Below are 21443 nucleotides of genomic sequence, written 5' to 3'. Positions count from 1 at the left end.
AATCTCTTGAAACCAGGCTTAATTCAAAGTCTGCGCGAGGTTGAACACCGAGTTCGGCGCCTTGACCTTGATCGGCTTGGCCGTCACCGGCAGCGGAGACACGGGTTTACGGGTGATGGCTACTTCTTCCACAGTGACCCCCTTGGCAAGGTTCTGCTCGACCAACCCTTTGAGGTTGACCGAATCGAGAAACTCCACCATCTTGGCATTGAGCTGCGCCCAGAGGTCGTGCGTCATGCAGGGGCCGTTGTCTTCCCCGTTGCAATTTTCTTTGCCGCCGCACTGAGTGGCGTCGAGAGGCTCGTCCACGGCGATGATGATGTCGGCAATGCTGATTTCTTCAGATTTGCGCGAGAGCGTGTAGCCGCCACCAGGGCCGCGCACGGAATCCACCAGCTCATGACGGCGCAGTTTGCCGAACAGCTGCTCCAGATAAGAAAGGGAAATATGCTGGCGCTGGCTGATGCCGGCCAGAGTTACGGGGCCGAGATGTTGACGCATGGCCACGTCGATCATCGCGGTTACGGCAAAACGTCCTTTGGTGGTCAGTCGCATGGCGGCTCTCCTCAACATGAATGATGGCCAGTTGCAACGTCAGGGCGACCGCCTTGGGCAGGCTTGCAGCAGACATTACACAGTGCCGGAATGGAAAATACCCGACGAAACTAGTGGGCCAATTCTACAAATCCCGATCTTTTTCGTCAACATCTCAGACTTTTCCCCTGCCCCAAAGTTCCGACACGGAAGGCAATTTTTTCTGTCGCGGCCGCGTGGCTATTCAAGCCGTCTGGTTTATGCTTGGCTTGAAATCAATCCAACGAATAGATCAAACTCATGCGACTGACCTTGCGGCAAATGGAAGTGCTGGTGGAGATTGCGCACAGCCGCAGTGCCACCGCCGCAGGCGACACCCTGTCGATGTCGCAGTCCGCCGTCAGTGCGGCGCTGGCGGAACTGGAAGCGCAGCTCGGCGAGCGCGTCTTCGACCGGGTCGGCAAACGGCTGGTGCTCAATGACTCCGGCCGCCTGCTGTTGCCCCGCGCCATGGCCATCCTCGACCAGACCCGCGGCATCGAAGCGCTGTTCAGCGCGGGCGCAGCGGCGCTGCGCATCGGCGCGAGCAGCACCGTGGGCAACGCCATTCTGCCGGGCATCATGGCGGAGTTCTGCCGTGAGTTTCCCGCTGCGCAGTTCTGTCTGCGTGTGGGCAACACCCAGGCCATCGCCGAGGCCGTGGCGCAGTTCGAGGTCGATCTCGGGCTCGTCGAAGGCGCCTGTCACCGCGACGACCTGGCCATTGCACCGTGGCTGCGTGATGCGCTGGTCGTGGTTTGCGCCCCTGACAGTCCTCTGGCGGGCCGTGAGGTCAGTCTGGACGAGTTGCGCACAGCCCGCTGGCTGCTGCGTGAGCCGGGTTCGGGCACCCGCGAAACCGTCGAAACCCTGCTGCTCGAACATTTGCACGGCTTCGAGCGGGCCATGGTGCTGGGTAGTTCGGAAGCCATACGCGGCGCGGCCATCGCCGGCCTGGGGCTGACCTGTATTCCCCGCCGACTGGTGCGCGATGCGCTGGATCACGGCCACCTCGTCACCGTGCGCAGCCCGCTGCCGCCCATGCACCGCACGCTCTACATCGTGCATCACCAGAAAAAGACCTTCTCCCAGCCGCTGCAACGCTTTTTGCAGTTCTGCCAGAACTGGCAGGACGATTCTTTTGTTTCTTCTGCTGGCTGATCCACAGACCCCATTCCCATGAACTCAGCTCCCAACACCCCTGCCGCAACCGCCGCCCCCCGCCTCACCTCGCTGTCGCATGGCGGCGGTTGTGGCTGCAAGATTGCGCCGGGCGTCCTGTCCGAAATCCTGAAAAAGCACGCGCCGCTACTGCCCAGGCCTGAGGCCCTGCTGGTCGGCAACGAGTCTGCGGATGATGCGGCGGTGTATCTGCTCAACCCCGAACAGGCGCTGATTGCCACGACCGATTTCTTCATGCCCATCGTGGACGATCCCTTCGACTTCGGACGGATCGCCGCGACCAACGCCATTTCCGACATCTACGCCATGGGCGGAACGCCCATCATGGCGCTGGCGCTCGTGGGCATGCCCATCGGCGTGGTGCCGCTGGATATCGTGGGGGACATTTTGCGGGGCGGCGAAACCGTTTGCGCGCAGGCCGGCATTCCCATTGCGGGGGGGCACAGCATCGATTCGGTCGAGGCCATTTACGGACTGGTGGTCATGGGTCTGGCGCACCCCAGCCACATCCGCCGCAACGACAGCGCCCGACCCGGCGACGTGATCGTGCTGGGCAAACCGCTGGGCGTAGGCATTCAGTCGGCTGCGCTCAAAAGCGAAGCGCTCGATGCCGCGGGCTACGCGCGCATGATTGCCAACACCACGCAGCTCAACACCCCCGGCAAGCAATTGGCCCTGCTGCCCGGCGTGCATGCCCTGACCGACGTCACCGGTTTCGGCCTGCTCGGCCATCTGCTGGAAGTCTGCCGCGGCTCGGGACTGCGGGCGGACGTGCGCTTCGCCGATGTGCCCCTCATCGAAGGCGTGGCGGAGCTGGCGAGCGCCGGCCACATCACAGGCGCATCGCGCCGCAACTGGGCCAGTTATGGCGGCGAAGTCGCGCTTGCCGCCGATCTGCCGCCGCTGGCTCAAACGCTGCTCACCGATCCGCAGACCTCCGGCGGCCTGCTCGTGAGCTGCGCGCCGGAGCAGGTTGACGAGGTGCTGCGCGTCTTCCGCGACGAAGGCTTTGCCCAAGCCGCCGTCATCGGCCTATTGAAAGCGGGCACTCCGGGCATTGACGTGCGCGCCTGAGCGCCGCCGCCTCTTATCCCTCTTTGCACGCCGCGGCGATTACCGCCGCCGCGCGCAAGACTGCTTCACCCCCTCCCCTGCGGGCAAACCCGAGCCCGGAAATTTCAGTTCGCGTCTGTTACATCTTTATACTTCTGGCGCGGACTGTTTCATCTCTGTCATGCGATAAAGCCTTGCCATGACACTTCTCTGAACAAACAGCCGTCAACGACTCGTTCACAAAACAATCGGGAGATGTCTTGAACGCCTTACTTGCCCTATCCCGCGGGATTGACTGGCTCAATGAGCGCGTGGGCCGCTTTGCCCTCTGGCTCATTCTTGCTTCGGCCATCATCAGCGCACTCAATGCGGTCGTACGCAAAGTCTTCGACTACAGCTCGAATGCCTTTCTGGAAATTCAGTGGTATCTGTTCGCCGCGGTGTTTCTCCTGGCGGCCGGCTATACGTTTTTGCACAACGAGCATGTGCGCATCGACGTGCTCTCCAGCAAGCTCTCGCCGCGCGGGCGCAACTGGATCGACATCATCGGCATCGTGTTCTTTCTGTTTCCCTTCGTGGTTGAAACCGTGCGGCTGTCGCTGCCCACGGTGATCAACGCCATCGCCTCGGGCGAGATGTCGAGCAATGCCGGCGGGCTGATCCGCTGGCCGGTTTACATCCTCGTGCCCATTGGCTTCTCGCTGCTCGGGCTGCAGGGCGTGTCCGAGCTGATCAAGCGCGTGGCATTTTTGCGCGGGCTGATCGACGACCCGCTCGTGAAGAAAAACGAAAAAACGGCAGAAGAAGAACTGGCTGAATTCGTTCTGGCGCAAAAGACGAAAGAGGCCCAATAAATGACTGCCTTTCTCATTGCAAATATCGCGCCCATCATGTTCGCGGCGCTGGTGCTGTTTTTGCTGGTCGGCTTTCCGGTGGCGTTCAGCCTGGCAGCCTGCGGCCTGCTGTTCGGTTTTATCGGCGTGGAACTCGGGCTGATGCCGCAGGCGCTGCTCGAAGCCATTCCGCTGCGCATCATCGGCATCATGCAGAACGACACCCTGCTGGCCATTCCCTTCTTCACCTTCATGGGCCTGCTGCTCGAGCGCAGCGGCATGGCCGAAGACCTGCTGGAAACCATCGGCCAGTTGTTCGGCCCGATTCGCGGCGGTCTGGCGATCGCGGTGATTTTTGTCGGTGCGCTGCTGGCGGCAACCACGGGCGTGGTGGCGGCTTCGGTGATTTCGATGGGCCTGATCTCGCTGCCCATCATGCTGCGCTACGGCTATGACCGCCGTCTGGCCTCGGGGGTGATCGCCGCTTCGGGCACGCTGGCGCAGATCATCCCGCCGTCGCTGGTGCTCATCGTCATGGCCGATCAGCTCGGCCGCAGCGTGGGCGATATGTACAAGGGTGCGTTCATCCCCGGATTCGCGCTCACGGGTTTATACCTCGCTTACGTCGTGGGCGTGACCTTGATTAAGCCGCAATGGGCGCCGGCGCTGCCACCCGAGGCCCGCACCATTCGCGAGCCCAACGGCGATAGCGGCCTGCGTTCGCTGGGCATTCTGTTCGGTGTGGTGTTGATTTCCAGCATCGTGCTGGCCCGCAACTACAGCGCGCTGCTGAGCTGGCGCGCGGGGCACGAAGTGATTGCTGCGACGGATGAAACCATCGTCGTGGCCATGACCTTCGGCGTGATTCTTTCGCTGGTGCTGTCGCTGCTCAACCGAGCCTTCCGACTCAATCTGTTGTCGCAGATGGCCGAACGCGTGACCTTTGCTCTGGTGCCGCCGCTCACGCTGATCTTCCTCGTGTTGGGCACCATTTTCCTGGGCGTGGCCACGCCCACCGAAGGCGGCGCGATGGGCGCCGTGGGCGCGCTGATCATGGCGTTTAGTCGCAAGCGGCTCAATATCGATCTGCTCAAGCAGGCGCTCAACACCACGACCAAGCTCTCCACCTTCGTGTTGTTCATCCTCATCGGCTCCACGGTGTTCAACCTGGTGTTCCAGGGACTCGATGGCCGCGTCTGGGTGGAGCATCTGCTCACCAGTCTGCCGGGCGGTGTGCTGGGCTTCCTCATCGTCGTGAACATTCTGGTGTTCGTACTGGCCTTCTTCCTCGACTTTTTCGAGCTGTCGTTCATCATCATTCCGCTGCTTGGCCCTGTCGCGGAGAAGCTGGGTATCGACCTGATTTGGTTCGGCGTGCTGCTGGCGGTGAATATGCAGACCTCGTTCATGCACCCGCCCTTCGGGTTTGCGCTGTTCTACCTGCGCAGCGTCGCGGCCAAGGACGACTACACCGACAAGGAGACCGGCAAGCGCATCGCCCGCGTGACCACCGGACAGATCTACTGGGGTGCGGTGCCCTTCGTGCTGATCCAGATCATCATGGTTGGCCTGATCATTGTCTTCCCGGGTCTGGTCACCAGCGGCCTGGACCATCATGCTGCAGTCGATATCAACAAGGTGCAGATCATTGGGCCGTCTGATGACAACAGCTATGAGTCCATCGCCCCACCGAGCTTTGGTGCATCAGAGGCTGCCCCGGCCGAAGGTGGCAGTGCACCAGCCGCTGAGGAGGAAGACCCCGCCGCTGCGGTGATGCGCTCGCTGCAGGCTGAGCCATCGGCGAGTGGGGCAGCGAAATAGCGCGGTTGTCGCCCATGGAAAAGGCCTGGAATTCCGGGCCTTTTTCATTCCTGGCATTAACGCACGGTTGCGTCAGCCCTCGTCGGCGATCAGTTGCTTGAGGTCGTGCACAAACGCGGCGGGAGGATTGGTGTCAGAACCCAGCAGATGAATGCGTCCACTGCGACCAAAAATGTAAACCCCCGCGCTGTGATCCACCACATAGTTCCCCTGCGCATCGGGCTTGCCATAGCTGAAGGCCACGCGATAGCGCCGAGTCAAATCATCGATCTGTTTGATGGTGCCGGTCAGGCCGACGGCGTTGGGGCTGAATGCCGCGGTGTACGCCTTGAGTATGGTGTTGGAGTCGCGCTTGGGGTCCACGCTGACGAACAGGATACGGACATCCTTGCCCTCCGGGCCAAGCTGCTGCACCACATTCGACATGAGCTGCATGGTGGTCGGACAAACATCCGGGCAATGGGTGTAGCCGAAGTAGAGCAAAACAACCTTGCCCTTGTAGTTCTCCGCCGTGACCTTCTGCCCCAGATCGTTGGTGAGATTGAATTCGAGATTGGGCATCACGCCGGTGATGTTGCTGAGCTGCCAGGTCTGGTTGTTGTGGTGCCCGCAGCCCGCCAGCGGCAAGGCCAGCGCTCCCAGCAAAACGAGGCGGCGCGACAGGAATCGAGATTGAGACAAGATGGGAGGCAACGTCATGGTGAATTTCGCAAAAAACGTTCGTTTTCAAACAGGCTCGCATTGTGCCGCGTCGGGGCTCGGCTGAGCGTCACAACTCGCGTCACAACTCTTTACCGGGCAAGACGCAACCAAACGTCACCCAACCACTCCAAAGCGCTCTGACTGCATCTGGAGTGTGCCATGTCCAAGCGCGCCCTTCTCAAAGCCCTGCTGGCCGGTGGGCTGACCACCCTGGCCACCGCGGCACTCACGGTTCACGCGGCCAGCGCGCCTCAAGCGCCGCTGATGGCGATCAATGTGCTGCATATCGCCCCGCTCGATCATCACGCATTGCCCCTGACCGCCCTGCCGCCGGGACAACGTGTGATGGTGGTCAATGACACGCATCGTCCCTTGCAGGTCAAGGGCTTCGCACGCGGCGGCAGCGCTTAATCGCCGTCAGATCAGCGCCGTCAAACCAGCTTTTGCCACCAGCTTTTGTGGGCGTCGGCAAGAAGCTGGTGCACGTCGTGGGCGATGCCTTCGGACGGCGTGAGTTCGGTGCCGATCAAGCGGCCATTGCCGTGGGGGCCGAACACATAGATCGCCGCACTGTGGTTGACCACATAGTTGCCATGCGCATCAGGTTTGCCGTAGGAATAGCTGACGTGATAGCGACCCGCCAGCGTTTTGGTCTGCGCCACGGTGCCGCTCAGACCGATGGCGCTGGACATGAAGGCGTGCACATAGGCATCGAGCACCTTGGGCGTATCGCGCTTGGGATCGACCGTGACGAAGATCACCTGCACGTCCTTACCCTGCGGCCCGAGCAACTGCTCGGCGCGGGCGAGGTGCGCCATGGTGGTCGGGCAGACGTCCGGGCAGTGGGTGTAGCCGAAATACAGCACCACCACCTTGCCGAGAAAGTCCTTGGACGACTCCAGCTTGCCGCTGCTCGAAGCCATATCGGTGAATTGCAGCGGCTGCATGATTTTCGGACCGATGTAGTCCATCGCCCATTTCTGTTCATGCGGCTGCTGGGCACAACCTGAGAACGCCAGAACCAGCGCGCTCATCAACATCCATTTGAAAGCAACCATTCCCCCAGGCTCCCGATCTTTGTTTCTGTGCTGTGGTGGAGTCTGCCGACATCGTGCGAGTTCGGCGCAAACACATGCATGCACAGACTTCACATTCTGTCAGCCCCAGGGAAACTCCTGATCGGCCAAACTCAGCCCAACTGTAAAGTGAGGCGTCTCATTCAATGTATTACAGCAGCGCACTGACATCGAAGCCGACCCGTTGCGCCACTTCCCGGTGCAATTCAACGCTCACAAGTCGCCTGACTGTCCACGGGGCCCCACCACATCATGTTCTCTTCCCATCTGCACACAGAGCCAGGGCAAACGCGCCCCATCCTCTCATTTGCCGCCGTGGGCATGCTGCTGGTCAGCTTGTTCTGCGGTGGCCTGGCGGCCCGCCAGGCCGAGGCCGCGCCGACGCCTGCGGTCGCATCCGCAGCGCCCTTGCTCATGGGCTTTCAGTTTGGACTGGCCGCTGAGAACCAACAAGCCCTGAATGTCATCGGGCAGACACTCAGCGATGTCGTCAGCAACGCGGTCAACCGCAAGGTATTGTGGTTGCCGAACTTCAACCTCAAGACCGCGGAGGCGAGTTCCGACGCGAGCCGCTACAGCTTTGCCTTTGTCAAACCGCCCAACCTGACCGCCGCCCTGCTGGCCAAGGGCTGGCAGCTGGTTGCCGTGGGCAAAGACACGATGCACTTCGGCACCGATCTGATCGCCCGGCAATGTCCCAATCAGGCCGGGAAAATTCTCGTTGGCGGCGGCAGTCTGAGCGTGCTCGGGCTCAGCACCGCTGTGCCGGAGACCTGTATCTCACCCGACGCGGTGTGGAATTCGCCGTCGGCGGTGTTGCTTGCGCCGCAAAAGGGCAGCCTGGTGGACATGATTGCGCAAAAGCTGTGGCTGGGGCATGCCAAGCAGCTGCCCAAAGTTGTCCACGTCAAAACGCAGAATGCGGTCACAGGTCTGATGCGCGACATGCATGTTGCGGCCATCGGGGTGGTGACCCCCGTGGTTTCTAAGCAGTGGCTGGCCGAGGGCGGCGTGTTGTTGCAGCATCAGCCCATGCCCATGTGGGCAGTGCTGGCCGCCCCAAGCGTGCCGGAGGACTCGGTGGCCAAAGTGCGCGCCGATTTGCTCGGCGCCGCTTCGGATCGGGCCAACAAAGCCCTGGGCCTCACCGGATGGGAAGTCGGCAGCCCGAAGGCCTATGCCGACTTCCTCAAGTGGCTGAAAAGCTGAACGCTCCGCCCTTCAGCCGGTCACTCTGGCCGGTGTTCAGCCACGTTCGAACACGATCTGGCCGTTTTTGAGGTTGACCGGAATCACGTCCTTCGGACCGAAGCGGCCTTCGAGAATCAGCTTGGCCAGCGGGTTCTCGATGCGCTGCTGAATGGCCCGCTTGAGCGGCCGCGCGCCAAACACCGGATCGAAGCCTTCTCGGGCAATCTCGGCCAGTGCTTCGCTGCTGACATCCAGCCGCATATCGAGCTGCGCCAGTCGCCCTTCCAGACCGCGCAACTGGATGCGGGCGATATCCGCGATCTCTTTCTCACCCAGAGCGTGGAACACCACCACCTCGTCGATGCGGTTGAGAAACTCCGGACGGAAATGCGCCTTCACCTCCTCCCACACCGCATCGCGGATGGCCTGCTGCGGTTGGCCGCTCATCGCCATGATCTGATGCGAGCCCAGATTGCTGGTCATCACGATCACCGTGTTCTTGAAGTCGACGGTGCGGCCCTGACCGTCGGTGAGCCGCCCGTCGTCGAGCACCTGCAGCAGCACGTTGAACACGTCCGGATGCGCTTTCTCTACCTCGTCGAACAGCACCACGCTGTAGGGCTTGCGGCGCACGGCTTCGGTGAGGTAACCGCCTTCGTCATAGCCCACATAACCCGGCGGCGCACCGATGAGACGGGCAACCGAATGCTTCTCCATGAACTCGCTCATGTCGAGGCGCACGATGTGCTCGTCGGTGTCGAACAGGAACTCGGCCAGTCCCTTGGTCAGTTCGGTCTTGCCCACGCCCGTCGGGCCGAGGAAGAGGAAAGAACCATAGGGCCTGCGCGGATCGGACAGACCGGCGCGCGAGCGGCGAATGGCGTCGGACACCGCGCGAATCGCCTCGTCCTGCCCCACCACGCGGCGGTGCAGGCGCTCTTCCATATGGACCAGCTTGTCGCGCTCGCCCTGCACCAGCTTGGACACCGGAATGCCGGTCGCGCGTGACACGACCTCGGCGATTTCCTCCGCGCCCACCTGGGTGCGCAGCAGGCGCCGCGCCTGCGGCTGGTCGCCGTCCGCGGTTTCCTTGGCCTGCGCCTCATGCAGCTTGCGCTCCAGCTCCGGCAGGCGGCCGTATTGCAGCTCGGCCACCTTGTTGAAATCGCCCTTGCGCTTGAGTTCCTCGATCTCGAAACGGATCTTGTCGATCTCTTCCTTGATCGCAGCGGAACCCTGCACCGCGGCCTTTTCGGCCTTCCAGATTTCGTCGAGGTCGGCGTATTCGCGGTCGAGCTTGGCGAGTTCTTCCTCGATCAGCGCCAGGCGTTTTTGGGAGGCTTCATCCTTCTCGCGCTTCACCGCCTCGCGCTCGATCTTGAGCTGGATGCGCCGGCGATCGAGCTTGTCCATCGCCTCCGGCTTGGAGTCGATCTCGATCTTGATCTTGGCCGCGGCCTCGTCGATCAGGTCGATGGCCTTGTCGGGCAGAAAGCGGTCGGTGATGTAGCGGTGGCTCAACTCCGCCGCGGCGACGATGGCCGGGTCGGTGATTTCTACCCCGTGGTGCACCTCGTACTTCTCCTGCAGGCCGCGCAGGATGGCGATGGTGTCTTCCACGCTGGGCTCATCGACCATCACCTTCTGAAAGCGGCGCTCCAGCGCGGCGTCCTTCTCGATGTATTTGCGGTATTCGTCGAGCGTGGTCGCGCCGATGCAATGCAGTTCGCCGCGCGCCAGCGCCGGTTTGAGCATATTGCCCGCATCCATCGCGCCTTCGCCCTTGCCCGCACCGACCATGGTGTGAATCTCGTCGATGAACACGATGGTCTGCCCGGCGTCTTGCGACAACTCCTTGAGCACGTTTTTCAGCCGCTCCTCGAACTCGCCGCGAAACTTGGCCCCGGCCAACAGCAAGGCGATATCGAGCACCAACAGGCGTTTGCCGCGTAGGCTGTCGGGCACCTCGTCGTTGACGATGCGCTGCGCCAGCCCTTCGACAATGGCCGTCTTGCCCACGCCCGGCTCGCCGATCAGCACCGGGTTGTTTTTGGTGCGGCGCTGCAGCACCTGGATGGCACGGCGAATTTCGTCGTCTCGGCCGATCACCGGATCGAGCTTGCCCTGGCGCGCGCGCTCGGTGAGGTCGATGGTGTATTTTTTCAGCGATTCGCGCGCACCTTCGGCCTCGGCGCTGTTGACGTTCTGCCCGCCGCGCACCGCCTCGATGGCCGACTCCAGCGACTTGCGGGAGAGGCCGTTTTCACGCGCGATGCGCCCGGCCTCACCCTTGTCGTCGGCCACAGCAAGCAAAAACAACTCGCTGGCGACGAACTGATCGTTGCGCTTGGTGGCTTCTTTCTCGGTGAGGTTGAGCAGGCCATTGAGCTCGCGGCTGACTTGCACATTGCCATCGGTGCCTTCGACCTCGGGCAGACGATCGATGGCCTGCGCGGTGGCTGCCGTCAACCCCGGCACATTCACCCCGGCGCGTGCGAGCAGCGCTTTGGGGCCGTCCTGGCCGAGCAAAGCGTGCAGCAAATGCACCGGCTCGATATAGGCGTTGCCGTGATTGACCGCAAGCGATTGCGCCTCGGCCAATGCCTCCTGAAACTGGGTGGTGAGTTTTTCGATCCGCATGGAATCCTCCGTCTTGAACTGCCCTGTAGATACGGCGTCAGGAGGATATTTTCAAGCGCGACGGTGTCAAGGCAGTTGATCTGACACGGCAAACAGGCGCATCCTCAGCGCTTGAGTTTGGCGAAGGCGGCCGCCATGGCGGTGTTCTGCGGGGACGGTGCGGCGCCAGTGCGGTGGCTGCCCGTGCGGCCACTCTCTTGGCGTTCACGCGGGCGGGACTGGCCCTGCCCGCTCTGCGGACGCGCCGCATCCCTCGCCGCATCGCGCGCGGGGTCGACCGGGCGCATCGACAGCGCGATGCGCTTGCGCGCTACATCCACCTCAACCACACGCACCTTGACGATGTCGCCCGTCTTGACCACCTCGCGGGCGTCGTTCACGAAGCGCTGCGCCATTTGCGAGACATGCACCAGCCCGTCCTGATGCACGCCCAGATCGACGAACGCGCCAAACGCGGTGACATTGGTAACCGTGCCTTCGAGCTGCATGCCTGCTTCGAGTTGCTTGATATCGTGCACGCCATCGAGCAGCTTGGCCGTGCGGAATTCGGGGCGCGGATCGCGGCCGGGTTTTTCCAGCTCGGCCAACACATCGCGCACGGTGAACGCGCCGAAGCGGTCGTCCACGAACTGCTCGGGACGCAGGCGCTGCAGCGCATCCCGATTGCCCATCAACAGGCTGATCGGCTGGCCTGCCGCAGCCAGCACCTTTTCCACCAGCGGATAGCTCTCAGGATGCACGCCAGTGCGGTCCAGCGGGTTGTCGCCGCCATTGATGCGCAGAAAGCCCGCGGCCTGCTCGAAGGTTTTGTCGCCCAGGCCGCGCACCGTCTTGAGTGCCTCGCGGTTGGCGAAAGCGCCGGTCTGGTCGCGGTGCAGCACGATTTGCTCGGCAATGCGCGCGCTCAGGCCGGCCACGCGGGCCAGCAGCGGCGCCGAGGCGGTGTTCAGGTCGACGCCGACGGCGTTCACGCAGTCTTCGACGATGGCGTCGAGCTTGCGCGACAGCGCGGTCTGGTTCACGTCATGTTGATACTGGCCGACGCCGATGCTCTTGGGGTCGATCTTCACCAGTTCGGCCAGCGGGTCTTGCACCCGGCGGGCGATGGACACCGCGCCGCGCAGGCTCACGTCCAGATCGGGAAACTCGCGGCTGGCCAGACTGCTGGCCGAATACACCGAGGCGCCGGCCTCGCTCACGGTGAGCTTGGTCAAGCCAGGCTGGTTGGCGTTGCGCAGCAGTTCGGCGGCGAGCAGATCGGTTTCGCGGCTGGCGGTGCCGTTGCCAATGGAGATGAGTTGCACGCCGTGGCGTTGCACCAGCGCCGCCAGAGTGGCGAGTGCACCTTGCACGTCGCGCCGCGGTTCGAAGGGGTAAACCGTGGCGGTATCGAGCAGTTTGCCGGTAGCGTCGACCACGGCGACTTTCACCCCGGTACGAATGCCAGGGTCGAGTCCCATGACCACCTTCGGCCCGGCAGGGGCGGCCAGCAGCAGGTCGCGCAAATTGGCACCGAATACATCGATGGCGACCGCCTCGGATTTTTCGCGCAGGCGCGACAGCAACTCGCGCTCCAGCGTGAGGGAGAGTTTGACCTTCCAGGTCCACTGTATCGCGCGGCGCAACCAGTCGTCTGCGGCGCGGCCCTGATGGCTCCAGCCCAGCAGCACGGCCAGACGTCCCTCGGCCAGGGCAGCCAGCGTCGGTGCGGCCGTGCCTTCGGGCATGGGCGGCAGGTCGATGCGGGCATCGAGCACCTCTTGCGCCCGCCCGCGCAACACGGCCAGGGCGCGGTGCGAAGGCACTTTGTCCAGCGGCTCGGCGTAGTCGAAATAGTCGCGGAATTTGGCGCCTTCTTGCTCTTTTCCGGCGCGCAACTGGCTGATCAGGTGGCCGGTCTGCCACAGCCATTCACGCATCGGGGCGACCACCGCCGGGGCTTCGGCCCAGCGTTCACTCAGAATGTCGCGGGCGCCGTCGAGGCAGGCCTGCGGGGTGGAGGTATCTGCCGCCTCGGTGCTGTCCTGCGGGCGGACGAAACCCGCCGCCGCCTGCAGCGGATCGGTCTGCGGCTGCAGCCAGAGCAGATCGGCCAGCGGCTCCAGCCCGGCCTCGCGGGCCTTTTGCGCCCGAGTGACGCGGCGCGGCTTGTAGGGCAGGTAAAGGTCTTCGAGTTCCTGCTTTTGCCCAGTCGCGCTGATGGCGGCCTGCAGTTCGGGCGTGAGCTTGCCTTGCTCGGCGATGGACTGCAGCACCACGGCGCGGCGGTCTTCGAGTTCGCGCAGATAGAGCAGGCGCTCTTCTAGCGTGCGCAGGTGGTCGTCGCTCATACCGCCCGTCACCTCTTTGCGATAGCGGGCAATGAAGGGCACCGTGGCCCCGCTATCCATCAGTTCGATGGCCGACTGAATCTGCTGCGCAGGAAGCTGCAGCTCGGCGCTGAGCGCCTGCAGCACCCGCCGAGCGGCGGCCTGCGGGTTGGCATACGGATTCTGGGAAGCGGTATCGGCAGCGGTCATGGCGGATCAGAAGACAGGCAAAAGCCCAGCAGTCTAACCAGCCCGGACCCGCTCCGACATGGTTTACAGCGCGTTCACCGGCAGCTTGAGATAGCTGACCCCGTTGGCTTCGGGTTTGGGCATTTCACCGGCGCGCACATTGACCTGCACCGAGGGCAGGATGAGCGCGGGCATGTTCAGCGTGGCGTCGCGCTTTTTGCGGAAAGCGACGAACTCCTCCTCGGTGGTCTGCGCATTGAGCTGGACATTGCCCTCACGCTCGGCCTGCACCGTGGTCTGCCAGATGGGGTCGCGTCCGCCGGGCATGTAGTCGTGGCAAAGGTAGAGCTTGGTCTGCGGCGGCAGGCTGTAGAGCTTGTGCACCGATTGGTAAAGCACATGCGCGTCGCCGCCCGGAAAGTCGCAGCGCGCCGTGCCGTAGTCAGGCATGAACAGAGTATCGCCGACAAAGGCGCTGTCGCCCACGAGATAAGTGACGCAGGCGGGCGTGTGGCCGGGGGTATGCATCACCCGGGCTTGCAGCTTGCCAATGGCAAAGGTCTCACCGTCCTTGAACAGATGATCGAAGGGCGAACCGTCGGTGGGCATGGTGCTGTCGTTGAACACCTGGCTGAACACTTTCTGCACGTCCTGAATGTGTTCGCCAATCGCAATCTGGCCGCCGAACAGCTTTTTGAGATACGGCGCGGCGGAGAGATGGTCGGCATGGGCATGACTTTCCAGCAGCCAGTCCACCGTGAGCCCCTGCTCGCGCACGTAGGCGGCGATCTGGTCGGCGAAGTCGGTTTTGGTGCGACCCGAGGCGTAGTCGAAGTCGAGCACGCTGTCGAGAATTGCGCAATGGCGAGTTTCGGGGTCGATGATGCAATGGGTCGCCGTAAAGGTGGGCGCGTGAAACCAGCTCTGAACGGTGGGGGTCTGCGTACTCATACGGGTATCTCCTAGGCGGAATGCGTTGCAGAAACACTATAGAAAAGCATATATTGTTTTTCCATTAGGAGTTACCTGATTAAGTGAGCCATGTCAATGTCAAGCACGCAAGATTTTGAGATTCCCAGCGTCGAGCTCATGCGGCGCAACTCGGAACAGGCGGGCGCCTTGTTGAAAACCCTGGGCAATCCTGACCGTTTGCTTATTTTGTGTCAGATCAACCGCGGGGAGATCTGCGTCAGCGACCTGGAGGTGGCCTGCGACGTCAGCCAGCCCACGCTCTCGCAGCAGCTCACCGTGCTGCGTGCGCAAGGCCTGGTGAAAACCCGTCGCGAGGGCAAGCGGGTGTATTACAGCCTGGCCAGCCCGGCAGCCAGCGCGGTGCTGATGACCCTCTATCAGATTTACTGCCACGGCGGCAACGAACCGCCTGGCAAATGAGTTGGTGCCGCGACGCTTGCATGTCGGCGCGGTACGGCAAACGGCCTGACCAGAATACTGGCTGGCGTCAATAAAACCAGAGACAAACATGCCCATGTCACGAAGGAGAGACAAATGTTCAACATCGATTGGGCGCATTTCACGCCCGGCACCGCCATTCTCGGCGGGGCGCTGATTGGCGCGGCAGCGGGCGCCATGGCGCTGGGCGGCGGCAAGATCGCCGGGATCAGCGGCATTTTCGGCGGCGCCATCAACGAAGCCCTGCAGGCCAAACGCCCCACGCCATGGCGGCTGTGGTTTCTCGGCGGACTGATCGCTGCTTCGTTCATCTGGGTGATGTTCCGCCCGGTGCCCGGCGCACATTACGGCGAGTCGTGGCCGGTGATTGCGATCGGCGGATTGATTGTGGGCTTCGGCACCCGGCTGGGCTCGGGCTGTGCCAGCGGCCATGGCGTCTGCGGGCTGTCCCGGTTTTCGCCGCGCTCGATGGCGGCAGTGGGCACCTTCATCGGCATGGGCATGGCGACCACGTTCGTCATGCGCCACATCCTCGGAGGGGCCTGAGCCATGAAAACCCTCGCCTTTCTCAGCGGCATCGTGTTCGGTATCGGCCTTCTCGTTTCGGGCATGACCGATCCCGCCAAGGTCATTGCCTTTCTCGACATCGCCGGGCCTTGGGACCCGAGCCTGATTCTCGTCATGGTCACTGCGGTGGTCGTCGCACTGGTGCCCATGCAACTGGCGCAACGACGCGCCCGATCGCTCGTCGGCGAAAAAATCGCCTTTCCATCGACCCGGGGCATCACCGGAAAGCTCATTCTGGGCAGTGCCATTTTCGGCATCGGCTGGGGCATGACCGGCCTGTGCCCGGGGCCCTCGCTCGCATCGTTGGCCGCCTCGACCTGGCAGGAATGGCTGTTTTTCAGCAGCATGGTCGCTGGCATGATCGGCTTCGAGTTGTGGCAGCGCATGGGCCAACGCACGCGCAGTGCGCCGGCCGCGCCGCTGGTCGCAGCGACTTCGCGCAAAACCTGAGCGCGTTGCCACCACTCGACCACCGTTGCCTGCCTGCCGGGCGCGGTGGTTTTTTCATGGCCTCACCCCTGCGATAGCCGGGTTTTGATCTGATGCAGAGCCGACCTGGCCACGCCAGTTAAAATTTTGACCCTTTGATACATCCGGTTCCGCAAATGACTTTCGTCGTTACTGAAAACTGCATCCGCTGCAAATACACCGACTGCGTTGACGTCTGCCCGGTGGACTGCTTCCGTGAAGGCCCCAACTTCCTCGCCATCGACCCCGACGAATGCATTGACTGCGCCGTGTGCGTGCCCGAGTGTCCGGCCAATGCCATCTACGCCGAAGAAGACGTGCCGGGCGATCAGCAAGCCTTCATCAAGCTCAACGCCGAGTTGTCTCGCCAGTGGCCCAGCATCACCAAACGCAAAGCCGCACCCGATGACGCGGACGAGTGGAAAGACAAGCCCGACAAACTGCAATTCCTGCAGCGCTGATCTGCTCACCGCACACGTTCTAACTCCATCGGCGGCCGTGTTGCCGCCTTGATCTATTTCTCAAGCCCCTCTCGCATGGACCTATCCAACGCCTCTCCCGTTTCAGTCGCGGCCGACATCATTGAAACGGACGCCGTCATCATCGGCGCTGGCCCGGTCGGCCTGTTCCAGGTGTTCGAGCTCGGCTTGCTGGAGATCAAGGCCCACGTCATCGACACCCTGGCTCACCCGGGCGGGCAATGTGTCGAGCTCTACCCCGACAAACCGATTTACGACATTCCCGCCGTGCCGGTATGTACCGGGCAGGAGCTGACCGACAACCTGCTCAAGCAGATCGAACCCTTCGGCGCCACCCTCCACCTCGGGCAGGAAGTCACTGTGCTGGAACGCCAGGCCGATGGCCGCTTCCTCGTGGAAACCACCAAATCCACCCGGCTGCTTACCAAAACCGTGTTCATCGCCGCCGGGGTGGGCTCTTTCCAGCCCCGGACCCTCAAGGTAGACGGACTCGATAAATTCGAAGGCAGCCAGTTGTTCTACCGGGTTCGCAATCCGGCGCAGTTCGCCAACAAAAACCTGGTCATCGTGGGCGGCGGCGACTCGGCACTCGACTGGGCGCTGCACTTCGTTCAGTCCAGCGAGAACAAGCCGGAAAGCGTCACACTCATTCATCGTCGCGACGGCTTTCGCGCCGCCCCCGCATCCGTCGCGCAAATGCACGCCCTTTGCGAACAGCACGAGATGCAATTCCTCGTCGGCCAGGTCAGCGGCTACGAAGAAAACGCTGAGGGTCAGCTTCACATGATCAAGGTCACAGGCAACGACGGCATCACTCGCCGCCTGCCGCTCGATATGTTGCTGGTCTTTTTCGGCCTGTCTCCCAAACTAGGCCCCATCGCGGAATGGGGGCTGGAAATCGAGCGCAAGCAACTCGTCGTCGACACCGAAAAATTCCAGACCAGCATCCCCGGTATTTTTGCGGTGGGAGATATCAACACCTATCCCGGCAAAAAGAAACTCATCCTCTCCGGTTTCCATGAAGCCGCCCTCGCCGCATTCGGCGCAGCGCCCTTCATCTTCCCGGAGAAAAAAATCCACCTGCAATACACCACCACTAGCCCGAAACTGCACAAGGTTCTCGGGGTGGAAACGCCAGTGTTCGACTGAGCGTCTTCGCGCATCACTGCGAAATCTATTGACGTCAGATTGATTGCGCGGTATAGTCTTTTGCTTTGCTGTTCCTCGATAGCTCAGTCGGTAGAGCGCCGGACTGTTAATCCGTAGGTCCCTGGTTCGAGCCCAGGTCGAGGAGCCACAGAATACAGAAGAAAATCAAGGCCTTGCAGCTTACGCTGTGAGGCCTTTTTATTTTCCAGGCCGAAAACAGGGCATGTCAGCGCTTAGCGGTCGAAAACCTTGCATGAGGCGGCTGGTTCAGCCGCCTCATGCAAGCAGTTGTGCAGACTGCCCCTAATTCACTGGCGTGAGTTTGGCGATGTTCAGCGCGAGCCACTTTGCGCCGTGCCGGTTGAACTTGACTTGGGCTCTGGCGTCTTCGCCGTTGCCTTCCAAGCTGAGCACGACGCCCTCACCGAATTTGTTGTGAAACACGGCCTGACCGATGCGCAGGCCGTGCGGGCGTGCTCCTGACGAACTTGCTCCCCTCACGCCTGCCGGAGAAAACCCAGTGCTTGAGGGTGATCCGGCGTTGGAAGTCGCTGGCGTGAACGACGGCACCGACACTTTCGGGGTGTAACTCCAACTGCTGTGCTGATCGGTACCGAAACCGCCGCCGAACCCCGGCTGTTTGGCACTGAGCCACTTGAGCGATTCGGCCGGCAGTTCGTCGAAGAACCGGCTGCGCAGGTTGTAGCGCGTCTGGCCGTGGAGCATGCGGGTCTGGGCCAGACTGAGGTAGAGACGCTTGCGCGCGCGGGTGATGGCCACATACATCAGCCGACGCTCTTCTTCCACGCCATCGGTTTCGCTCAGCGCGTTTTCGTGCGGGAACAAGCCTTCTTCCAGCCCGGTAATGAACACGGCGTCGAACTCCAGTCCCTTGGCGGCGTGGACGGTCATCATCTGAATGGCGTCCTGTCCGTTCTGCGCCTGGTTGTCACCGGCTTCGAGCGCGGCGTGGGTGAGAAAGGCGGTCAGCGGCGAGAGGGTTTCGCCGGTGGCGGGATCGATGCCGTCTGTGGCGGCGAAGCTGTCGGGCGCGGCTCCAAGCGCCTGACGCTGCTGCGCCGTCGCCTGTAGGCCAAAGCCTTCCTGGGTGACGAAGGCGGCAGCGGCGTTGACCAGTTCCTCCAAGTTTTCCAGCCGCTCCTGACCCTCGCGTTCCTCGCGGTAGTGGGCGTTGAGGCCGCTGGCTTCGAGCACATGGCGCACCAGTTCGGGCAGGCTCATCGCGGCGGTCTGAAAGCGCATCTGCGCGACCAGATCGAGAAAGGCCTGCAGGCTGGCTGCACCACGCCCTCCGAGGGCGTCCACGGCTTCGCTCAGCGGCGTGGCGCGCAGACGGGCGGCGTCTTGCAACTGCTCCAGAGTGCGCGCGCCGATGCCGCGCGCGGGGAAGTTGACCACGCGCAGGAAGGCGGTGTCGTCCTGCGGGTTGTCGAGCAGGCGCAGGTAGGCCAGCGCATGCTTGACCTCCGCTCGCTCGAAAAACCGCAGACCGCCATACACGCGGTAAGGCAACCCGGCATTGAACAGCGCCCCTTCGATGACCCGCGACAGCGCGTTGGCGCGATACAGCACGGCGATCTCGCTATGCACGAGCCCCTCGCGCAGCAATTGCCGGATTTCCTCGATCAGCCACTGGGCTTCGGCATAGTCGCTCGGCGCCTCGAACACACGTACCGGCTCGCCCGCCCCTGCTTCGGTGCGCAGGTTCTTGCCCAGGCGGCGGGCGTTGTTGGCGATCAGGGTGTTGGCGCTGTCGAGAATGTGGCCGTGCGAGCGGTAATTGCGCTCCAGTTTGATCAGGTGACGGACACGAAACTCGCGCTGGTAATCGTCCATATTGCCAGCATGCGCCCCCCGAAAGGCATAGATGCTCTGATCGTCGTCGCCCACGGCAAACACGCAAGCGCCCTGCGCGTCCTCCGGTCCGGCGAGCAGTTTGAGCCACTGGTATTGCAGGCGGTTGGTGTCCTGAAACTCGTCCACCAGGATGTGCCGGAAGCGCTGGCGGTAATGCGAACGGATGGCGGCGTTGTCGCGCAGAATCTCGTAGGAACGCAGCAACAGCTCGGCAAAATCGGCCACGCCGTCGCGCGTGCATTGCGCCTCGTAGGCCAGATAGATCTCGGCCAGTTGTCGACTTTGCGGATCGCGCGCTTCCACATCGCCCGGACGCAGACCCTGATCTTTGGCGCCGTTGATGAACCATTGCACCTGCTTGGGCGGGTGGCGTTCATCGTCCACATTCAGCGCCTTGAGCAGCCGTTTGATGCTGGCGAGCTGATCCTGGATGTCGAGAATCTGAAAAGTCTGCGGCAACCCAGCCTCGCGCCAGTGCGCCCGCAGAAAGCGGTTGCACAGACCGTGAAAAGTGCCGATCCACATACCCCGCACCGGGATGGGCAGTTGCGCCGACAACCGCGCCATCATTTCCTTCGCCGCCTTATTGGTGAAGGTCACGGCCAGAATGCCTGCGGGCGTGACTTGCCCGGTGGAAATCAGCCAGGCAATGCGTGTGGTGAGCACCCGCGTTTTGCCGCTCCCGGCGCCGGCGAGGATCAGAGCATTTTCAGCAGGCAGGGGGACAGCGGCGCGCTGCTCGGGATTGAGTTGTTGGATGAGGGCAGACATTGCGGAATTCTAGGGTGCCGAAGCGGTGTGCATCGGCCTAGAATGAGTCACCGGGCTGCAAATTTCTTGCCGCCCGGTTTTTTGTGCGCGCTGCCAACGTGCGCCGCTTCTGGAGACTGTGATGGACATCTTCGACTACGACAACATTCTGCTGTTGCCGCGCAAATGCCGGGTGGAGAGCCGCAGCCAGTGCGACCCGTCAACCGAGTTTGGCGGGCGGCGCTTTCGCCTGCCGGTGGTGCCGGCCAATATGAAAACCGTGGTCGATGCCAACGTCTGTCGCTGGCTGGCGGCCAATGGCTACTTTTATGTGATGCACCGCTTCGATGTGGATGTCGCGGCCTTCGCCCGCCAGATGCGCGATGCCGATTTGTTCATCTCGATCTCGCTGGGCGTCAAGGAAGACGACAAGGCGCTCATCGACCAACTCGCCGCAGAAGGCACGGGCGCCGACTACATCACCATCGACATCGCCCACGGTCATGCCGACAGCGTGCAGCGCATGATCGCGCACATCAAACACAAGCTGCCGCAAGCCTTTGTCATTGCCGGAAATATCGGCACCCCCGAGGCGGTGATCGATCTCGAAGCCTGGGGCGCCGATGCGACCAAAGTGGGCATCGGCCCGGGCAAGGTGTGCATCACCCGCATGAAAACCGGCTTCGGCACCGGCGGATGGCAGCTCTCGGCGCTGAAGTGGTGTGCGCGAGTGGCGACCAAACCCATCATCGCCGACGGCGGCATCCGCGAACATGGCGACATCGCCAAGAGCGTGCGCTTCGGCGCCAGCATGGTGATGATCGGCTCCATGCTGGCCGGTCACGAAGAGTCGCCGGGAAAGATTGTGGAAGTCGATGGCCAGTTGTTCAAGGAGTATTACGGCAGCGCCTCCGAATACAACAAGGGCGCCTACCGCAACGTCGAGGGCAAACGCATTCTGGAGCCGCTCAAGGGCCGCCTGGCCGACACCCTGCGCGAAATGGAGGAAGACCTGCAAAGCTCCATTTCCTATGCCGGGGGCACGCAACTCGCCGACATCCGCAAGGTCAACTACATCATCCTCGGCCAGAACAATGCCGGCGAACATGTGCTGATGTAAGCCGCTTGCAGGGGGCTGGGGGTAGCATCTGCTGCGAGCGCTACGAGCGCCGC

19 protein-coding genes and 1 tRNA gene are annotated in these 21443 nt (G+C 62.5%); 13 read left to right on the top strand and 7 right to left on the bottom strand.

Features of this window, described 5'->3' with window-relative positions; genetic code table 11:
- Nucleotides 1-18: 18 nt before the first annotated feature.
- On the bottom strand, nt 19-555 hold the full coding sequence (iscR, locus tag ABT24_RS00785) for a Fe-S cluster assembly transcriptional regulator IscR (RefSeq protein ID WP_013105368.1): 537 nt from the start codon (nt 553-555) through the stop codon (nt 19-21).
- A 279-nt stretch (nt 556-834) separates the two neighbouring features.
- On the opposite strand from iscR, the gene ABT24_RS00780 reads away from it, so the two are divergent.
- The 4 genes from ABT24_RS00780 to ABT24_RS00765 all read left to right on the top strand — a co-directional run bounded on the left by ABT24_RS00780 (nt 835) and on the right by ABT24_RS00765 (nt 5462).
- A complete protein-coding gene (locus ABT24_RS00780; protein WP_276727242.1) occupies nt 835-1734 on the top strand; it encodes a LysR family transcriptional regulator in 900 nt (299 codons plus the stop codon).
- Between the two features lie 18 nt (nt 1735-1752).
- A complete protein-coding gene (gene selD / locus ABT24_RS00775; RefSeq protein ID WP_276727245.1) occupies nt 1753-2829 on the top strand; it encodes a selenide, water dikinase SelD in 1077 nt (358 codons plus the stop codon).
- 239 nt (nt 2830-3068) lie between these two features.
- Nucleotides 3069-3662: a TRAP transporter small permease subunit gene (locus ABT24_RS00770; protein ID WP_013122750.1), complete on the top strand. Its 594-nt coding sequence runs from the start codon at nt 3069-3071 to the stop codon at nt 3660-3662.
- Nucleotides 3663-5462 (top strand): TRAP transporter large permease, encoded by a 1800-nt coding sequence (locus ABT24_RS00765; RefSeq protein WP_286737287.1) that lies wholly within the window; start codon nt 3663-3665, stop codon nt 5460-5462.
- 72 nt (nt 5463-5534) lie between these two features.
- Here ABT24_RS00765 and ABT24_RS00760 read toward each other — a convergent pair whose 3' ends face one another.
- On the bottom strand, nt 5535-6161 hold the full coding sequence (locus ABT24_RS00760) for an SCO family protein (RefSeq protein WP_013105363.1): 627 nt from the start codon (nt 6159-6161) through the stop codon (nt 5535-5537).
- Nucleotides 6162-6323: 162 nt separating this feature from the next.
- Between ABT24_RS00760 and ABT24_RS00755 the strand changes: the two genes are divergently transcribed.
- The gene (locus ABT24_RS00755; RefSeq protein ID WP_013105362.1) at nt 6324-6575 is read left to right on the top strand and encodes a hypothetical protein; all 252 of its coding nucleotides are present in this window, start codon (nt 6324-6326) and stop codon (nt 6573-6575) included.
- Between the two features lie 20 nt (nt 6576-6595).
- On the opposite strand, the gene ABT24_RS00750 is transcribed toward ABT24_RS00755, so the two are convergent.
- On the bottom strand, nt 6596-7222 hold the full coding sequence (locus tag ABT24_RS00750) for an SCO family protein (RefSeq protein WP_276727250.1): 627 nt from the start codon (nt 7220-7222) through the stop codon (nt 6596-6598).
- Nucleotides 7223-7492: 270 nt separating this feature from the next.
- Between ABT24_RS00750 and ABT24_RS00745 the strand changes: the two genes are divergently transcribed.
- The gene (locus ABT24_RS00745) at nt 7493-8449 is read left to right on the top strand and encodes a substrate-binding domain-containing protein (RefSeq protein WP_276727253.1); all 957 of its coding nucleotides are present in this window, start codon (nt 7493-7495) and stop codon (nt 8447-8449) included.
- 36 nt (nt 8450-8485) lie between these two features.
- Here ABT24_RS00745 and clpB read toward each other — a convergent pair whose 3' ends face one another.
- From clpB to ABT24_RS00730, 3 genes are all read right to left on the bottom strand, one after another.
- Nucleotides 8486-11071 (bottom strand): ATP-dependent chaperone ClpB, encoded by a 2586-nt coding sequence (gene clpB / locus ABT24_RS00740; RefSeq protein ID WP_013105359.1) that lies wholly within the window; start codon nt 11069-11071, stop codon nt 8486-8488.
- Between the two features lie 104 nt (nt 11072-11175).
- Nucleotides 11176-13590: a Tex family protein gene (locus ABT24_RS00735; protein ID WP_276727256.1), complete on the bottom strand. Its 2415-nt coding sequence runs from the start codon at nt 13588-13590 to the stop codon at nt 11176-11178.
- A 63-nt stretch (nt 13591-13653) separates the two neighbouring features.
- Nucleotides 13654-14520, bottom strand: coding sequence for an MBL fold metallo-hydrolase (locus ABT24_RS00730; protein WP_013105357.1), 867 nt, complete (start codon nt 14518-14520; stop codon nt 13654-13656).
- Between the two features lie 90 nt (nt 14521-14610).
- Between ABT24_RS00730 and ABT24_RS00725 the strand changes: the two genes are divergently transcribed.
- From ABT24_RS00725 to ABT24_RS00700, 6 genes are all read left to right on the top strand, one after another.
- Nucleotides 14611-14961 (top strand): ArsR/SmtB family transcription factor, encoded by a 351-nt coding sequence (locus ABT24_RS00725; protein ID WP_013105356.1) that lies wholly within the window; start codon nt 14611-14613, stop codon nt 14959-14961.
- Between the two features lie 114 nt (nt 14962-15075).
- Nucleotides 15076-15525, top strand: a complete 450-nt coding sequence (locus ABT24_RS00720) for a YeeE/YedE family protein (protein ID WP_276727259.1) — start codon at nt 15076-15078, stop codon at nt 15523-15525.
- A gap of 3 nt (nt 15526-15528) precedes the next feature.
- A complete protein-coding gene (locus ABT24_RS00715) occupies nt 15529-15996 on the top strand; it encodes a DUF6691 family protein (RefSeq protein WP_276727262.1) in 468 nt (155 codons plus the stop codon).
- Between the two features lie 155 nt (nt 15997-16151).
- On the top strand, nt 16152-16475 hold the full coding sequence (gene fdxA / locus ABT24_RS00710) for a ferredoxin FdxA (RefSeq protein ID WP_013122740.1): 324 nt from the start codon (nt 16152-16154) through the stop codon (nt 16473-16475).
- A 75-nt stretch (nt 16476-16550) separates the two neighbouring features.
- The gene (locus ABT24_RS00705) at nt 16551-17642 is read left to right on the top strand and encodes an NAD(P)/FAD-dependent oxidoreductase (protein ID WP_156053075.1); all 1092 of its coding nucleotides are present in this window, start codon (nt 16551-16553) and stop codon (nt 17640-17642) included.
- Nucleotides 17643-17714: 72 nt separating this feature from the next.
- Nucleotides 17715-17790 (top strand) — tRNA-Asn (locus ABT24_RS00700).
- Nucleotides 17791-17945: 155 nt separating this feature from the next.
- Here ABT24_RS00700 and ABT24_RS00695 read toward each other — a convergent pair.
- Nucleotides 17946-20291: a UvrD-helicase domain-containing protein gene (locus ABT24_RS00695; protein WP_286737286.1), complete on the bottom strand. Its 2346-nt coding sequence runs from the start codon at nt 20289-20291 to the stop codon at nt 17946-17948.
- 121 nt (nt 20292-20412) lie between these two features.
- On the opposite strand from ABT24_RS00695, the gene ABT24_RS00690 reads away from it, so the two are divergent.
- Entirely contained in the window at nt 20413-21390 is a 978-nt protein-coding gene (locus tag ABT24_RS00690) for a GMP reductase (RefSeq protein ID WP_276727267.1), read from the top strand.
- The last annotated feature ends 53 nt before the right edge of the window (nt 21391-21443 follow it).

Source organism: Thiomonas sp. SCN 64-16, from assembly GCF_001725585.1.
In the GTDB taxonomy this organism is placed as follows: Bacteria; Pseudomonadota; Gammaproteobacteria; order Burkholderiales; family Burkholderiaceae_C; genus Thiomonas; species Thiomonas arsenitoxydans.
This window is presented reverse-complemented; position numbering and strand designations above follow the sequence as displayed.